The sequence below is a fragment of the Bacillus sp. FSL K6-3459 genome (genome assembly GCF_038003305.1).
GTDB classification, from domain to species: Bacteria; Bacillota; Bacilli; order Bacillales; family Bacillaceae; genus Bacillus; species Bacillus pumilus_O.
Genome location: NZ_JBBOOW010000001.1, coordinates 614108 through 630211, shown reverse-complemented (window position 1 = coordinate 630211; position 16104 = coordinate 614108). Strand labels below are relative to the sequence as shown.

The following is a 16104-nucleotide window of genomic DNA, read 5'->3' as shown; positions in this document are numbered from 1 at the left end:
CAAGAAAATTTTGTATACTTGTTATAAGATTAGCTTAATCAAGAGGGCAGTCATCCTCCATTCGCCACATGCCCGAATTTCAGACTCATTTTTTATACATCGTGTATAAGAGAGTTCAAAAGGAGGTCATGAGTCTATGGCGATCCTCGTCAAAGATGCACTTTCGCTCGATATCATGAAGGGAACAAAGTTGCTCGCTGGAGAAAATGGACTGGATCGACTCATTGAGTGGGTGACCATCGTGGAAATCATCGAAGACACGTCAAGACTTTCCGAAGGAGAATTGCTCGTCACAACCGGATTCGGACTTTCTGACAATCAAGAAAGACGCGAGCGGCTTGAGGAATTGATTCAATCTCAAAGGCTGTCAGCCATCGCTATTTATAAAGGTGTGTACTTAAGCGACATTCCACCGTCACTCATTCATGCGGCGAAAAATAGCGGCATTCCGCTCATCGAGATTCCGCCGCACATCAATTTCTCAGATATTACAAAAGCCGTCTTAGAACAAATCGTGAGTAGTCAGCTTCATCAGCTTAAATATTCATCCGCAATTCATCAAAGACTGACCCAATTAAATGTAAGGAATAAAAATGTGACGCAAATTACAGAGGAACTGGCACATCTCACTGCAGCGAACATTGTCGTTCTTGATGTCTTTTTACATCAAACAGCGGCTCATCTCATAAAAGATGAAGTGACGTACTCTCCTGCTTTTGGCTTTCTGACAGATCATGAACCCATTGAAACCATGCCTCTTCTCAAGCAGGCAGAGGAGAAAGGGCGGCTCGTCTATGACACGTGCGGAGCGTTCGTCCTCGCCGCATGTCCGGTGATTGCAATGGGCGATATTTTTGGGTTTATTGTGTCTTTAAAGAAAAAGGATACGTGGCATCACCTCGACGCGATTGCCATCGAGCATGCCGGGGCCGTGTATGCGATTGAATGGTTGAAGCAAAAAGCCATTCAAGATACAGAAAACCAAATGCAAGGACATTTGTTAGATGATATTTTGCAGCAGCAATATACAGAAGAAAGCTACGTGGTCGAACAAGCAACAAAACTGCAATATGATATGAGCGATGAACAAGTGGTGATCTACTTTCAATTCCAGCATCAGCACACACAGCTCGATCACCAAATGATGCAGCGTCTATCGCAATTACTCACCTCGATCTTTGAACGCAGACATATTTCTTTTTTACTAAAGACGAGACTCGATTCCATTTTTGTCCTTACACCAGCAGGAAAAAAAGCGTTTCAAGAAGCGGAGTGGTATCGCGCATCAGAGGAGTGCCGGAGCACTTGGTCTTATTTTTTCCCCGTGCATCCGATTGTCATTGGTATCGGAAGAGCCTATGACCAGATCAGTCTCTTCGCAAAAAGTGCGAAGGAAGCGCAGTATGCAGCAAGGCTTCTTCCGCTTTTGAAAACAGACGAAAGCATCATTCATTATCAAAAGCTCGGCTTATATGGCATGCTCCTTGAAATGAATGAAGCAGGTATGAATTTGCATGATTTTTACGTGGAGCTGTTAAGCCCTTTGCTTTATACGAAAAAACAAGGGGCTGACCTGATCCATACACTCGAAGTGTATTTGGCACACAATGAAAATATTCAAAAATCTGCGGGAGAATTGTTTATTCACAGACATACGTTAAGCTACCGGCTGAAACAAATTGAAACGAGAACAGGCTGCAGCCTCAAATCAACAGATGATCGGATGAAGCTGCAGCTCAGTATCATGGCTTACCGCCTTTCTGGTTTGCTTGATCAGATGAGAACCATTTCATGATTCATTCGGCGTTTTGACCCATAGATTCATATCTTCAATTTTGTCAAAAATATAGCAGTTGTTTTGGAATCGCCCAGTATACGTATAACCAAGCTGATAAAATACTTGATTCATTCCATAGGACAGTGCACGGGCAAGTGAATAAAAGACAAAGATATGCATCGACTGGAGTTCTTTTTCAAGTGCTAGAATTAAATGATGCATGAATCCCAATTTTCTATATGAAGGAAGGGTCGCACAATCTGTTAATTCTGCATGACCATACGGCGCATTGATTTCAGCGGATGCTGCACTTACAATGTGTCCGTCATGTTCAACAACATAAAAAATGGTCCCTTCCTCCATTACCTTTTCAATATAATCTGACTCGTTCATTGGCGTAGGGTACGTTTCAAAGACCGTATCATAGAGCGCTGCCAGCTTGTGGATATCTTTCGGATCGGCTTTCCTCATCACGTACTCATCCTGCCATGTGCTTTGGTCTTCTTTGATTTCTTTTGCTTGAATGGATGCGACGATCTCATCTTCCTCCAACCAATACGAACTGTTCATTCGATCCTCAGTGAGAAAAAGCGACATACCGTAAGCGTCACTTCCAAGGAAATAATGAGAAAACACCCCTTCAAGCCGAAAGCCTTTTTCTAAAAAAAGCGGCACATGCTCACGCCTTACTTTCACAATGACCTTAGAAGCCTTACAGTCTGAGGCTTCCTGAAGAACGGATTGAATGACATCCCGCACCCTGCCGCTATAATCATCTAAACGGATTCGCTCATTAAATGAATCAATACAGATGAGGGCAGAAAAACGCTCGTTTGCAAGTTTCTTCAATTGCACCATACACTCATTCCTCTCTCATAATTAGTTGATAAAGAATGTCCAAATTAGAAATGACGAAATAGCGATGCCAGAAAAAATTGAAATAATCATATAACAAATGGTTGAAGCTTTTTTCATTTTATTGCGCTTCATTGCAAACAGCATGATGCTATTTATGTTTATGAGAAATAAAATGTGCATGAATATAGCAAAGATTATAATAGCCTTAATTTCCATGTTGTCTCCTTATGAATAGGTAATCCTATAACATTTCTCCATATTCGGGCTTTATCCCTTCTAATCATCAAAAGAACAAAAAACACCTTTCCATCTCATCAGATAGAAAGGTGTTCTAATTAAACGGATTTCCCCGCAGCTTTCAGCGCACGGGCGCCAATGTCACGGCGGTAAAATAAACCGGGTTGAATGATTTCTTCAACCGCTTCATACACTCTTGTTCTTGCCGCTTCAAATGTGTCGTCAAACGCCGTCACATTTGCTACACGTCCGCCATTTGTGACGAATTGGTCATTTTCTTTTTTTGTTCCTGCGTGGAAGGTCACGACATCAGACACCGTTGTTTGCAAAGCACCGATCGGCGTGCCTTTTGCGTAGTCCTCCGGGTATCCTTCTGAAGCAAGAACGACACTGACAGCGGCAGTGTCTTTCCACTGTAAGTCCACATCTTTTCCGTCCAGAATGTCGAGGAAGACTTGGACTAGATCTGATTCAAGACGAGGGAGAACCACCTGCGTTTCAGGATCACCGAAGCGTGCGTTGAACTCAATGACTTTTGAGCCTTCTGGCGTCAGCATTAAGCCTGCATATAAAATGCCAGTAAACGGACGCTCTTCCTGCACCATTGCGCGTGCCGCTGGTTTGACGACATCTTCCACCGCTTTTAGGACAACTTCATTTGAAATTTGCGGAACTGGTGAATAAGCGCCCATTCCGCCGGTATTCGGTCCTTTGTCATCTTCAAATGCCCGTTTGTGATCTTGCGCGATCACCATTGGGTACACCTTTTCTCCATTAACAAAGGCCATCAGTGAAAATTCCTCGCCTGTTAAAAATTCCTCGATGACGACAGAAGCACTTGCATCGCCAAACTTTTCATCCTCTAAAAAGTCGTGCAAACAGTTGATCGCCTCATCAAGTGTCATCGCAACGGTCACACCTTTTCCTGCTGCGAGACCATCTGCTTTAATGACAATCGGCGCACCCTTTTCTTCCACATATGCCTTCGCTTCTTCAAACGATGTGAAAGTGGCATAAGCAGCGGTCGGGATATCGTAGTTTTTCATTAAGTCTTTTGCAAATTCTTTTGAGCCCTCAATCACCGCAGCTTTTGCATTTGGTCCAAATACCTTTAGACCTGCCTCTTCAAATGCATCGACGACACCTGCAATTAAAGGAACCTCTGGACCGACAATCGTTAAGCCGATTTTATTGTCTTTTGCAAAACGAATTAATGCCTCATGATCCCCTTCGTCAATTGGGACAAGCTTTGCAGCATCTGTCATTCCATCATTGCCCGGTGCGACAAATACTTGGCTGACAAGTTCACTTTGGTTCACTTTCCATGCGATGGTATGCTCTCTTCCGCCTCTGCCGATAATTAATACGTTCACACTGTCATCCCCTTAATGTTTGAAATGTCTAACGCCAGTGAAGACCATGGCGATGCCGTATTCATCTGCTTTTTGGATTGATTCTTCATCACGAATGGAACCACCTGGCTGAATGATTGCTGTGACGCCTGCCTTTGCAGCAGCTTCCACTGTATCGCCCATCGGGAAGAACGCATCAGAGCCTAGTGCGCTTCCTTTCGCTTTTTCACCTGCTTGCTCAATCGCAATGTTTGCTGAGCCGACGCGGTTCATCTGACCAGCGCCGATCCCTGCTGTCATTTGATCTTTCGCGAGGACAATCGCATTTGACTTCACATGCTTGACGACTTTCCATGCAAGCTTTAAGTCCTTCCATTCGTCTTCTGTAGGTTCTCTTTTCGTAGGAATAGAGATCGTTGCTTCCTCTAAGCCATACGTATCAATGTCCTGCACAAGCAGTCCACCATGAACACTTGTTAGCTGCTTTTCTTTTTTCCCAAGATCCGCTTCTACATCTAATGTTAATAGACGAAGGTTCTTTTTCGCTGTTAACACGTCAAGTGCTTCTTGGCTAAACGATGGAGCGATGACAATTTCTAAGAAAATCGTATGCAGCACCTCAGCCGTTTGCTTGTCTACTTCACGGTTAAGCGCCACAATGCCGCCAAAAATAGAAGTTTCATCTGCTTTGAATGCACGGTCAAACGCTTCTGCAATCGTTTCTCCTGTACCAACACCGCATGGATTCATATGCTTTACAGCGACAGCTGCTGGCTCCGTAAATTCACGTACGATTTGAAGAGCTGCATCTGCATCTTTGATGTTGTTGTAGGAAAGTTCTTTTCCGTGTAATTGCGTTGCAGTAGCTAAAGAACCTTTTCTTGGAAGAGCATTTTCATAAAAAGTCGCCGCTTGATGCGGGTTTTCTCCATAACGAAGGGATTGTTTTTTCTCAAACGTGACGGTGAACTGTTCTGGCTCTGTTTCGCCCACAAAGTTTGTTAAGTAATCCGCAATCAGAGCATCGTATGCAGCCGTATGACGGAATACCTTTGCAGCGAGCTCACGTTTTTTCTCGAGTGACACGCCGCCTTCTTTGATTTGCTGAACGACTGAATCATAATCACGAGGATCGACAATGACTGTGACGTCTTGGTGGTTTTTCGATGCCGCACGAAGCATCCCCGGCCCGCCAATATCAATGTTTTCAATTGCTTCTTCATACGTTACATCGTCTTTTGAGATCGTCTCTTTGAAAGGATAGAGATTCACGACAACAAGATCAATCGGCTGAATGCCATGCTTTTCAATCTGTGCCATATGCTCATCGTTTTCTCTCACTGCCAATAATCCACCATGAATGTTCGGGTGAAGCGTTTTGAGTCGTCCGTCCATGATTTCAGGGAATCCAGTGACTTCAGAAATCCCAATGACATCAATGCCATTCTCTTGAAGAAGCTTATGTGTACCTCCAGTTGAAATCACTTCAACGCCAAGTTCTGTTAATTCTTTCACAAAAGGTACAAGATTCGTTTTATCGGAAACACTGATTAATGCGCGTTTGATCGTCATGCCTTCGTCACCTCATTAAGATAATTCTAAAAGTGATTTGATCACTTTTGGATATAGTGTATGTTCTAGTTCATGCATTCTTTTTTCTATCGATTCAAGCTCTTCGCCTTGTTCAATATAGATCGCGGCTTGGTCAATAATCGGACCTGTATCCATCCCTTCATCAACAAAATGGACAGTGATGCCTGCCACTTTGACGCCTGCTTGATAGGCTTGTCCGATGGCATCAAGACCTGGGAAAGCTGGCAGCAAGGATGGGTGGATATTCACGATTTTCCCTTTGTATGCTTCAAGTAATGTCGGCCCGATCAGTCTCATGTACCCAGCAAGGAAAACCCATTCTACTTCATGAAGCCTCAGTTGTTCGATGATGGTTTGTTCAAAAGCGGCTTTATTCGGAAAAGCCTTCGGGGTAAAAGCAAAGGAGGGAATGCCTTCTTTCTCAGCACGCTCCAGCACCTTTGCACCCGGTTTATCACAAATCACAATGGCGGCTTCAGCCTGCCACCCTTCTTCTTTTAACGTATCTATAATGGCTTGAAAGTTCGTCCCGCTTCCAGAGGCGAAGATCGCAAACTTCTTCATGAGAGGCTTCCACCGCCGAATGTGACACCTTCTCCTTTTTGAACACGTCCGATGAGAAATGCTTTCTCTCCATCTTGTTCAAGCTCTCTAATCACATCCACAAGGTCATCCTCTTTTACAGCTAGGACAAAGCCAATGCCCATATTAAACACGTTGAACATCTCTTCTGCCTTTAACTGACCCTTTTCTTGAATAAAGGAGAAAATGGGTGGTACTGGCCATGAGCCGTTATCAATCTCAACGCCAAGACCTTCAGGCAGCATACGTGGTAAATTCTCAATAAAACCGCCGCCTGTCACATGTGCCATGCCGTCAACTTTGCCGGCTTTTACTTGTTTGAGAACAGGCTTTACATAAATTTTTGTTGGTTCAAGAAGCTCTTCACCGAGCGGTCTTTTAAAAGGTTCATACGTTTGATGCAAATCAAGACCAGCATCTTCCAGCAAGACTTTACGAACGAGAGAATATCCATTGCTATGAATTCCGCTTGAGCTGAGTCCAATCAGCAAATGTCCCTCTTTGATGCTGTTTCCTGTCACGATTTCGTCTTTTTCAACGACACCTACTGAAAAACCAGCAATATCATATTCTTCTTCTGTGTAAAGACCTGGCATTTCGGCTGTCTCACCGCCGACAAGTGCTGAACCAGACTGCTCACATCCGTCAGCCACACCTTTAACAATGGATTCAATTTTTACCGGATCTGCTTTTCCAACGGCTAAGTAATCTAGGAAAAAGAGCGGTTCTGCCCCTTGTGCAAGCACATCGTTGACACACATAGCCACGGCATCGACGCCGATCGTATCGTGTTTATCCATTAAAAAGGCAAGCTTTAATTTCGTTCCGACACCATCTGTTCCTGAAACAAGAACGGGCTTTTTGTATGGCAGCTCAGATAGATCGAACATACCGCCAAATCCACCTAGTGCACCCATAACTCCTGCTCGTTTTGTACGTTCAACGTGTGTTTTCATTCGTTTGACGGCTTCGTACCCTGCTTCGATGTCGACACCGGCGTTTTTATATGCTTCTGACATCCCATTCACTCCTTTTAGCTGCTGCTTTCCATGTATTTTCGGCAGAATGAAAGAGCAGCATATCAACTCATCTTGACTGCTGCTCCTTTATTCGATTATTTCGTCAGGACCGTTTCCTTCACATGCGGAAGAACCGTATCTTCATATATTTCAGTCGGGTATTTTCCAGTAAAGCATGCTAAACACTGACCGCGCTGCGGATCATCATACTTCCTGCCAATCCCGTCCATTAAACCGTCTACAGATAAAAATGCAATGGAGTCTGCACCGATTTCCTGTCTAATTTCTTCCACTGAATGAGAAGAAGCAATCAGCTCTTCGTGTGTGGATGTATCAATCCCATAAAAACATGGATGTGCGATTGGCGGTGAACTAATGCGTACATGAACTTCCGTCGCACCCGCTTCTCTGAGCATCGTGACAATTCTGCGGCTTGTTGTACCGCGTACGATGGAATCATCCACCATCACAACACGCTTTCCTTCGACTACACCCCGTACAGCAGACAGCTTCATCCGTACGCCCTGCTCACGCAATGCTTGAGACGGCTGAATAAACGTCCGCCCGACATAACGGTTTTTAATCAAACCAAGCTCATACGGAATACCTGTTGCTTCGGCATATCCAATCGCTGCAGATATACTGGAATCTGGTACACCTGTCACAACATCTGCTTCGACATGCGCTTCCTCAGCAAGCTTTTTGCCAAGACTCTTTCTCGCACTATGCACATTGATACCATTGATATTACTGTCAGGTCTTGAGAAATAAATGTATTCCATGCTGCACATGCTGCGGTTAATGTTCATCGAGAAGCGCTCAGATTTGAGGCCTTCATCATTAATGATGAGCATTTCGCCAGGCTCCACATCACGTAAATATGTGGCACCGACAACATCAAATGCACATGTTTCAGAAGCGACAACATAAGCATCCCCAAGCATACCAAGTGAAAGCGGACGTAAACCGTTCGGATCAAGCGCCACGATCATTTCTGTTTCCGTCATGATTAAGAAAGCATAGGCTCCCTTAAGCATGGACAGTGCATTTTTGATCTGCTCTTTTAATTCCATATGCCCACTGCGCTTAATTAAATGAGCGAGCACTTCGGTATCAGAAGAGGTCTGAAAAATACTCCCTTGGTTTTCTAGCTGCTGTTTTAACTGCGTTGCATTCACTAAGTTTCCATTATGGGCAAGGGCAAGGCTACCATTGTTTTGCGAACGGAAGAAGAGGGGCTGCACATTTTCAAAGCCGCCTCCGCCTGCTGTCGCATACCGAACGTGTCCAATCGCACCTTTTCCTTTCAAATCCTTTAGCTCACCGTTTTGAAAGACTTCCGTAATCAGTCCAAGGCCTTTGTGTGACGTCAGGTTCTCACCATCTGTTGCAATGATTCCCGCACCTTCTTGTCCTCGGTGCTGAAGACTATGCAATCCGTAATATGTGATTTGTGGGGCTTCTTCGTGTCCCCAAACCCCAAAGACACCACACTCTTCATTTAAGCCTCTGATTTCAGCAAGCATGGGATCGCTCCTTTCCATGCACGTTCAAGCTCGTTGACCGCTGCATGAATCCATTGTTGTCCTTCTTGATTTTTGACAGTAAACACACCATCATTTGTCACCGTACCGACTTCTTTCGCATCTTTGACAGCCGCAGCAAACGCTTCGCGGTGCTCCGGTTTCACTGTGACAACAAAACGTGACTGTGTTTCACTAAATAATGAAGCTTCGCTGTCTAAATCGATTTGGATATCTGCGCCAAGTCCGTCAGTTCCAAATGTACTTTCAGCAAGTGCTACACCAAGTCCGCCTTCAGACACATCGTGTGCTGATTGAACGAGACCGTTTTGAATCGCAGCGAGCAGAGCTTCTTGACGCGCCAGCTCTACGTCCAAATCAATTTCTGGTGCTTTTCCGTAAATACGGCCTTCTGTCATCTTTTGAAGCTCACTGCCTGCAAATTCTTCCTTCGTCTCACCAATGACGAAAATCACATCGCCAGCTTGCTGGAACGATTGCGTCGTAATATGAGCAGTATCTTCAACCAAACCAACCATTCCAATGACTGGTGTTGGGTAAATCGCTGTTCCATTTGATTCGTTATATAAAGAGACGTTTCCACCGATAACTGGTGTGCTTAGCGTGCGGCATGCTTCGCTAATCCCGTCAGCAGACTTTTCAATTTGCCAAAAAATTTCTGGTTTCTCTGGGTTACCGAAGTTTAGGTTATCTGTCACTGCAAGTGGACGAGCGCCTGAGCAGACAATGTTACGTGCTGCTTCTGCGACGGCGATTTTCCCGCCGACCTCTGGATCAAGGTAAAGATAACGTGCGTTACAATCTGTTGTCATCGCTAGGGCTTTTTTCGTTCCACGGATTCTTAGTACGCCCGCATCAGAGCCCGGTGCAACGACGGTATTTGTCCGAACCATGTAGTCATACTGATCATAGACCCATTCTTTACTCGCAATCGTTGGCTGCTGAAGGAGCTGCTTTAATGTCTGTGCAGCATCTGTAATCGCTGGAGCTTCCACTTTCGTTTCTAAAAACTCACGATAGTATGCAGGCTCACTTGACGGCTTGTGATAAACCGGTGCTTCTTCTGCAAGAGCGTCAACAGGAAGCTCACATACCACTTCACCTTGATGAAGTAAACGAAGCATTTTATCGTCTGTTACATGACCGACTGATACTGCTTCAAGATCGTATTTTTCGAAAATATCAATGATTTCTTGCTCACGGCCTTTTTCAATGACTAGAAGCATTCTCTCTTGTGATTCAGATAGCATCATTTCGTATGCGGACATACCTGTTTCACGCTGCGGAATGAGGTCTAGATTCATCTCAATACCTGACCCTGCTTTACTCGCCATTTCCGCACTTGAGCTTGTTAAGCCAGCCGCTCCCATATCTTGAATCCCAACGAGCGCATCGTTTTTGATGACTTCAAGGCACGCTTCAAGCAAAAGTTTTTCCATGAATGGATCGCCGACTTGAACTGCTGAACGTTTTTCTTCTGATTCATCAGAAAATTCTTCAGATGCGAATGTTGCACCGTGGATACCGTCACGTCCCGTTTTAGCACCAACGTACATGACCGTGTTGCCGACACCTTTTGCTTGCCCTTTTTTGATGTCCTCATGGTTGATTAATCCAACACACATCGCATTCACGAGCGGATTGCCTTCATAGCTTTGATCAAAATGAACTTCTCCGCCGACTGTAGGAATTCCGATACAGTTTCCATAGCCTGCGATCCCTGCCACTACTTCTTCAAACAAGTACTTCACGCGCGGTGAAGTCAGTTCACCAAAACGAAGAGAGTTTAGTACAGCAATTGGACGCGCACCCATGGAGAATACATCACGGATAATTCCGCCGACACCAGTAGCTGCTCCTTGATACGGTTCAATCGCAGATGGATGGTTATGTGATTCGATTTTAAATACAACCGCTTGGTTGTCTCCAATATCAACGATTCCAGCGCCTTCCCCAGGACCTTGAAGAACATGCTCTCCTTTTGTCGGGAATTTGCTTAAAACAGGCTTTGAGTTTTTATAACTGCAATGCTCTGACCACATGACAGAAAAAATACCTGTTTCTGTGTAGTTTGGCAGCCTGCCAATAATGGATTCGATTAAAGCGAATTCTTCATCACTCAACCCCATTTGCTGATACAATTTCTCTTCTTTAATTTGCTTGTGACTTGGTTCAAGCAGTAGTGACATGAGTGTCCCTCCAATTTTTCACGATAGATTGAAACAATTTAAGTCCGTCTGCGCTGCCTAGTAATGAATCCACCGCGCGCTCAGGGTGCGGCATCATGCCGAGTACATTGCCCTCTTCATTCGTAATACCTGCAATTCGATTGACACTGCCGTTAATATCGTCTCCGTAAGTGAAAGCGATTTGGTTATTTTCAATAAGCTTTGCTAAAGTGTCTTCATCACAGTAGAAGTTGCCTTCACCGTGCGCTACAGGAACCGAAATGGATTCGCCTTTTTGATAGCCGCTTGTGAATTGCGTTTCGTTGTTCTCTACAATGAGTTCCACTGGACGACAGATAAATTTTAAATCTTTATTTCGTCTCATCGCACCTGGAAGAATGCCAAGCTCCTGAAGAATTTGGAACCCGTTACAAACACCAAGAACAGGTTTTCCTTCCGCAGCTGCTTTTTTCACCGCCGGCATGATGTTTGAAAAGCGAGCAATCGCACCGCATCTTAAGTAATCCCCATAAGAGAAACCGCCTGGTACGAGTACACCGTCAAATCCGTCTAGACTCGTTTCGTCGTGCCATACATATTCAACTTGTTCACCTAACTCATCTTGAATCGCATGGTACATATCGATATCACAGTTAGAGCCAGGCAAGACGATCACTGCAAACTTCACTGTGCGACAACCTCCTCCACCTCATAGCGGTAATCTTCAATCACCGTGTTGGCCAGTAATTTTTCACACATTTCTTTGACGACTGTGTCTAAATCACGATCTGATTTTTCAATGACAAGCTCCATGTATTTCCCGATACGGACATCCTTTACTTCCTGATAAGACATGCTGTGCAAAGCGTGCTGCACGGCACTTCCTTGTGGATCAAGAACGCTCTCTTTTAAGCTGACAAAAATTTTCACTTTATACATGTTTATGGCCTCCAAGTCTTTTGAAAATTTCTTCGTATGCATTTGTTAAGCCGCCCAGGTTTCGTCTGAACACGTCTTTATCAAGCTTTTCGTTTGTCTCTTTGTCCCAAAGCCTACACGTATCAGGTGAAATCTCATCAGCTAGCAAAATACGATTCTCGTGATCTATTCCGAATTCAAGCTTGAAATCAATTAAATTCACATGACAGTCTGAGAAGATTTGCTTTAACTCTTCATTTACTTGTCTTGTGATTTGTTTCATTTCCTCGACCTGCTCTGGTGTCGCTGCATCTAAAATGCGAATATGATCTTCTGTAATGAGCGGATCGCCGAGTGCATCATCTTTGTAGTAAAACTCGATCAATGGTGTATCCAGTTTTGTTCCCTCTGGAATGCCTAGGCGCTTTGACATACTGCCTGCTACCACATTTCGCACAACCACTTCAAGCGGTACAATCTGCACCTTTTGAATGAGCTGTTCTGTTTCAGAAAGGCGTTTCACAAAGTGATTGTTGATCCCTTTCTCATGCAGCATTTGAAAGATTAAGCTTGAAATTTCGTTGTTCAGTCTGCCTTTGCCTTCGATTTCAGCTTTCTTTTCGCCGTTAAATGCTGTCGCTGAGTCTTTATATTCGACATATAAAATATGCTCGTCATCGGTCTGATAGATTTTTTTCGCTTTGCCTTCGTAGAGAAGTTCTTGTTTCACAGTCATTCAGGTTGGCCTCCTAATTTGAATGTTGGCAATTTTCAGGATTGGGCACCTGGCGAGCAGGTGACCCTTTTCTTACGCAAGACCTAGACGTTCGAAAATCATATCGACATTTTTCAAGTGATAGTTGTAATCGAAGCAGTCAGCGATTTGTTCAGGTGTTAAGCGTGATGTGATTTTTTCCTCCGCTTCTACTAATGAACGGAATGGCACTTGCTTCTCCCACGCTTCCATTGCCTTTGGCTGAACCGTATCATATGCCTCTTCACGTGCCATGCCTGTATCGATTAATGCAAGAAGAACACGCTGTGAGTAAATCAAGCCAAGTGTACGGTCCATGTTGCGTTTCATGTTCTCAGGGAAGACCGTCAAGTTTTTCACAATGTTTGAGAAACGGTTTAGCATGTAGTTCAGTGCAATCGTTGCATCTGGTAAAATGATGCGTTCAGCAGACGAATGAGAAATATCACGCTCATGCCAAAGTGGTACATTTTCATAAGCTGTCAGCATATATCCACGGATGACGCGGGCAATTCCCGTCATATTTTCAGAGCCGATTGGGTTCCGTTTATGCGGCATTGCTGATGATCCTTTTTGTCCTTTTGCAAAGAACTCTTCTACTTCACGTGTTTCACTCTTTTGAAGACCACGAATTTCAACAGCAAATTTCTCAATGCTTGTTGCGACGAGTGCAAGAGTTGCCATGTAGTCTGCATGACGATCACGCTGCAAGGTTTGGGTGGAGATTGGTGCAGCTTTGATGCCAAGCTTCTCACATACATATTGCTCAACAAACGGGTCGATGTTCGCATATGTGCCAACAGCTCCAGAAATTTTGCCGAATTCGATGCCAGCTTTCGCTTGTTTAAAACGTTCTAGGTTACGCTTCATTTCTTCGTACCAAAGACCAAGCTTCAGACCAAATGTTGTCGGTTCAGCATGTACACCATGTGTACGGCCCATCATGACCGTGTATTTATGCTCTTTCGCTTTTTCTTTTAGGATGTCAACAAATCTCTCAATGTCCTTGAGCAAGATATCGTTCGCCTGTTTTAATAGATATGAAAGCGCCGTATCCACTACGTCTGTAGAGGTTAACCCGTAATGAACCCACTTTCTTTCTTCTCCTAGAGATTCAGATACAGCACGCGTAAAGGCAACCACGTCATGGCGCGTGTCTTGTTCAATCTCTAGAATACGATCAATATCAAAGCTTGCATTCTTACGCATAGTCACAACGTCTTCTTTCGGAATGACACCAAGCTCTGCCCAAGCTTCACAAGCGAGAATTTCTACTTCAAGCCATGCATTAAATTTGTTTTCCTCTGTCCAGATTGCTGACATTTCTGGTCGTGCGTAACGTTCGATCATTTCCCGTTTCCTCCATCTCTTTCAGTCCATATCTTTGTGATGTTTGTCATCCATTCATCATCGAGCTGTTTCATAAATGTCATATGCCCCATTTTGCGGCCGGCTTTTACTTCATGCTTTCCATATAGATAAAGCTTCGCTTCTTTGAGAAGTTCGGGATGCTCTTTTGGGATGTCTACTTCATCGCCTAATAAGTTCACCATCATGCCCTCTGATAAAAGGGCTGTGCCGCCAAGCGGTAAACCGCATATCGCACGAACGTGCTGTTCAAACTGACTCGTCTCACATAAATCGAGCGTATAATGACCAGAATTATGCGGGCGAGGCGCCAGTTCATTGACGAGTAGCTCTCCTTCATTTGTCAGGAACAGTTCTACAGCAAGTGTACCCACTAGCCCCAGCTTCTCAGCCAGTGTCGTTGCCAGTGCTTTTGCCTTCTCCTGAATGCTTTCATCTACCCTTGCAGGCACAATGCTCTGGAACAAAATGTTGTGCTTATGAATGTTCTCAGCGACTGGGAATACCGCGATCTCCCCATGAATAGAACGAGTGACGATCACCGAAAGCTCCATTTGAAATGGGACCCAGCTTTCTAAAATACAAGTTCCATGTGTGAGCAATGCAGATGCTTCGTGAAGCTGTCCTTTTTCCTTGATCACATACTGCCCTTTTCCGTCGTAACCGCCTCTGCATGTTTTCAGAACGGCTGGCAAACCAAGCACGGTTACTGCGTCTTCAAGCTCTTTTTCATCATGAACGATGCGATAAGGCGCGACTTCACAGCCGGCATCTACAATCCCTTTTTTCTCTGTTTCACGATTTTGAGTTAAAAGAAGAAGTTCACTTCCTTGCGGTAAATTGGCCTCTTCCTTCAATTGATTAAGTGCATCGTAATCAATATTTTCAAATTCATAGGTCACGACATCGCTAATTTCTGCGAGCTGTCTGATTCCATCCAGGTCACTATATGCAGCTGTGATTTCTGTATCAGCAACCTGTCCACAAGGAGATTGTGTGACTGGGTCTAAGACAGCTGCCCGGTAGCCCATTTGCTTTGCACTGACGGCCATGTATCTACCAAGCTGACCTCCGCCGATAATACCGATGGTTGCGTTTGGAAAAATGGTCTGCTTAGCCAAGCTGATCACTGCTTTCTAGTACAGTCTGTTTTGTTTGCTCTCTTCTTTCCTCAAGGCGAGCAGCGATTGTTTCATCAAATGCTGAAATCATTTGTGCAGCTAGAAGACCTGCATTTGTTGCACCGGCTTTGCCAATCGCTACTGTCGCAACGGGTACACCGCCTGGCATTTGAACGATGGATAATAAGGAATCCAGCCCATTTAGTGCTTTTGATTGTACGGGCACACCAATGACCGGCAGTGTCGTTTTTGCTGCGACCATCCCCGGTAAATGTGCTGCGCCTCCAGCACCGGCAATGATGACTTTTAGTCCTTTACCTCTTGCTTCTGTCGCATATTCAAACATCAAGTCAGGTGTCCGGTGTGCGGATACGACCTGTTTTTCATACGGAATGTCTAATTCCTCTAAGATATCGCACGCATTTTTCATTGTTTCCCAATCAGATGTACTTCCCATGATGACACCTACAAGCGGCTTCATTTTGTCCCCACCTTTAAGCTGATATTCGATTTTGTATCGTTTGACACGCTTCCCAAACCTAAGTAGCTTGTCAAACGCCGAACAAAAAGACCCGATTTGCATTGCATTGTTAGGAAGCAACACAAACCGGGCCATGGTAAGCGCTGTTCGCTTTTGAATTGCCATGTCAGTTTTGTTCACTATCCTGCATAGTCCAGTCATTTACGGTAACTGGGTAGAAACTTATGGGCCATATTCCCAAGATTATATGAGGTTCGTGTTTTGATTTCATGTTTATCTTAACAACGGATGTTCATGATGTCAACGGATTTATCGAACAATCTATGAAGTCG

Annotated in this window: 14 protein-coding genes and 1 riboswitch; of the genes, 1 reads left to right on the top strand and 13 read right to left on the bottom strand. The window is 44.4% G+C overall.

Annotation, left to right across the window (positions count from 1 at the left end; genetic code table 11):
• Window positions 1–136: 136 nt before the first annotated feature.
• Window positions 137–1795 (top strand): PucR family transcriptional regulator, encoded by a 1659-nt coding sequence (locus tag MHI35_RS03125; protein ID WP_211063785.1) that lies wholly within the window; start codon window positions 137–139, stop codon window positions 1793–1795.
• Here the strand turns inward: MHI35_RS03125 and ablB are convergent.
• From ablB to purE, 13 genes are all read right to left on the bottom strand, one after another.
• On the bottom strand, window positions 1790–2635 hold the full coding sequence (gene ablB / locus MHI35_RS03120; RefSeq protein WP_211063786.1) for a putative beta-lysine N-acetyltransferase: 846 nt from the start codon (window positions 2633–2635) through the stop codon (window positions 1790–1792). The genes MHI35_RS03125 and ablB overlap by 6 nt on opposite strands.
• 335 nt (window positions 2636–2970) lie before the next feature.
• Window positions 2971–4245, bottom strand: coding sequence for a phosphoribosylamine--glycine ligase (gene purD / locus MHI35_RS03115; protein ID WP_335349127.1), 1275 nt, complete (start codon window positions 4243–4245; stop codon window positions 2971–2973).
• Between the two features lie 12 nt (window positions 4246–4257).
• Window positions 4258–5796 carry a bifunctional phosphoribosylaminoimidazolecarboxamide formyltransferase/IMP cyclohydrolase gene (gene purH, locus MHI35_RS03110; RefSeq protein WP_211063788.1) on the bottom strand — a complete coding sequence of 513 codons (1539 nt, stop codon included), beginning with the start codon at window positions 5794–5796 and terminating at the stop codon, window positions 4258–4260.
• 15 nt (window positions 5797–5811) lie between these two features.
• Window positions 5812–6381 (bottom strand): phosphoribosylglycinamide formyltransferase, encoded by a 570-nt coding sequence (purN, locus tag MHI35_RS03105; protein ID WP_144487487.1) that lies wholly within the window; start codon window positions 6379–6381, stop codon window positions 5812–5814.
• The gene (gene purM, locus MHI35_RS03100; protein ID WP_012009145.1) at window positions 6378–7418 is read right to left on the bottom strand and encodes a phosphoribosylformylglycinamidine cyclo-ligase; all 1041 of its coding nucleotides are present in this window, start codon (window positions 7416–7418) and stop codon (window positions 6378–6380) included. Before purM ends, purN begins: the two co-directional genes overlap by 4 nt.
• Before the next feature lie 95 nt (window positions 7419–7513).
• Complete coding sequence (gene purF, locus MHI35_RS03095; RefSeq protein ID WP_012009144.1) at window positions 7514–8944, bottom strand: amidophosphoribosyltransferase; 1431 nt, start codon at window positions 8942–8944, stop codon at window positions 7514–7516.
• Entirely contained in the window at window positions 8920–11151 is a 2232-nt protein-coding gene (gene purL / locus MHI35_RS03090) for a phosphoribosylformylglycinamidine synthase subunit PurL (protein WP_119124503.1), read from the bottom strand. Before purL ends, purF begins: the two co-directional genes overlap by 25 nt.
• The gene (gene purQ / locus MHI35_RS03085) at window positions 11135–11818 is read right to left on the bottom strand and encodes a phosphoribosylformylglycinamidine synthase subunit PurQ (protein WP_012009142.1); all 684 of its coding nucleotides are present in this window, start codon (window positions 11816–11818) and stop codon (window positions 11135–11137) included. The genes purL and purQ overlap by 17 nt, the downstream gene beginning before the upstream one ends.
• A complete protein-coding gene (gene purS / locus MHI35_RS03080; RefSeq protein ID WP_003214349.1) occupies window positions 11815–12069 on the bottom strand; it encodes a phosphoribosylformylglycinamidine synthase subunit PurS in 255 nt (84 codons plus the stop codon). The genes purQ and purS overlap by 4 nt, the downstream gene beginning before the upstream one ends.
• Window positions 12062–12784: a phosphoribosylaminoimidazolesuccinocarboxamide synthase gene (gene purC, locus MHI35_RS03075; RefSeq protein WP_012009141.1), complete on the bottom strand. Its 723-nt coding sequence runs from the start codon at window positions 12782–12784 to the stop codon at window positions 12062–12064. Before purC ends, purS begins: the two co-directional genes overlap by 8 nt.
• Window positions 12785–12856: 72 nt before the next feature.
• Complete coding sequence (purB, locus tag MHI35_RS03070) at window positions 12857–14152, bottom strand: adenylosuccinate lyase (protein ID WP_012009140.1); 1296 nt, start codon at window positions 14150–14152, stop codon at window positions 12857–12859.
• Complete coding sequence (gene purK, locus MHI35_RS03065; RefSeq protein ID WP_211063789.1) at window positions 14149–15291, bottom strand: 5-(carboxyamino)imidazole ribonucleotide synthase; 1143 nt, start codon at window positions 15289–15291, stop codon at window positions 14149–14151. The genes purB and purK overlap by 4 nt, the downstream gene beginning before the upstream one ends.
• Window positions 15284–15772 (bottom strand): 5-(carboxyamino)imidazole ribonucleotide mutase, encoded by a 489-nt coding sequence (gene purE / locus MHI35_RS03060; RefSeq protein ID WP_050945777.1) that lies wholly within the window; start codon window positions 15770–15772, stop codon window positions 15284–15286. The genes purK and purE overlap by 8 nt, the downstream gene beginning before the upstream one ends.
• Before the next feature lie 169 nt (window positions 15773–15941).
• A riboswitch (purine riboswitch) is annotated at window positions 15942–16043 on the bottom strand.
• Window positions 16044–16104 lie beyond the last annotated feature (61 nt).

Excerpts from the sequence above, each read along its gene's own strand:
- MHI35_RS03125 (WP_211063785.1), top strand. The coding sequence starts at position 137 with ATGGCGATCCTCGTCAAAGATGCACTTTCGCTCGATATCATGAAGGGA.
- ablB (WP_211063786.1), bottom strand. The coding sequence starts at position 2,635 with ATGGTGCAATTGAAGAAACTTGCAAACGAGCGTTTTTCTGCCCTCATC.
- purH (WP_211063788.1), bottom strand. The coding sequence starts at position 5,796 with ATGACGATCAAACGCGCATTAATCAGTGTTTCCGATAAAACGAATCTT.
- purN (WP_144487487.1), bottom strand. The coding sequence starts at position 6,381 with ATGAAGAAGTTTGCGATCTTCGCCTCTGGAAGCGGGACGAACTTTCAA.
- purM (WP_012009145.1), bottom strand. The coding sequence starts at position 7,418 with ATGTCAGAAGCATATAAAAACGCCGGTGTCGACATCGAAGCAGGGTAC.
- purF (WP_012009144.1), bottom strand. The coding sequence starts at position 8,944 with ATGCTTGCTGAAATCAGAGGCTTAAATGAAGAGTGTGGTGTCTTTGGG.
- purL (WP_119124503.1), bottom strand. The coding sequence starts at position 11,151 with ATGTCACTACTGCTTGAACCAAGTCACAAGCAAATTAAAGAAGAGAAA.
- purS (WP_003214349.1), bottom strand. The coding sequence starts at position 12,069 with ATGTATAAAGTGAAAATTTTTGTCAGCTTAAAAGAGAGCGTTCTTGAT.
- purC (WP_012009141.1), bottom strand. The coding sequence starts at position 12,784 with ATGACTGTGAAACAAGAACTTCTCTACGAAGGCAAAGCGAAAAAAATC.
- purB (WP_012009140.1), bottom strand. The coding sequence starts at position 14,152 with ATGATCGAACGTTACGCACGACCAGAAATGTCAGCAATCTGGACAGAG.
- purE (WP_050945777.1), bottom strand. The coding sequence starts at position 15,772 with ATGAAGCCGCTTGTAGGTGTCATCATGGGAAGTACATCTGATTGGGAA.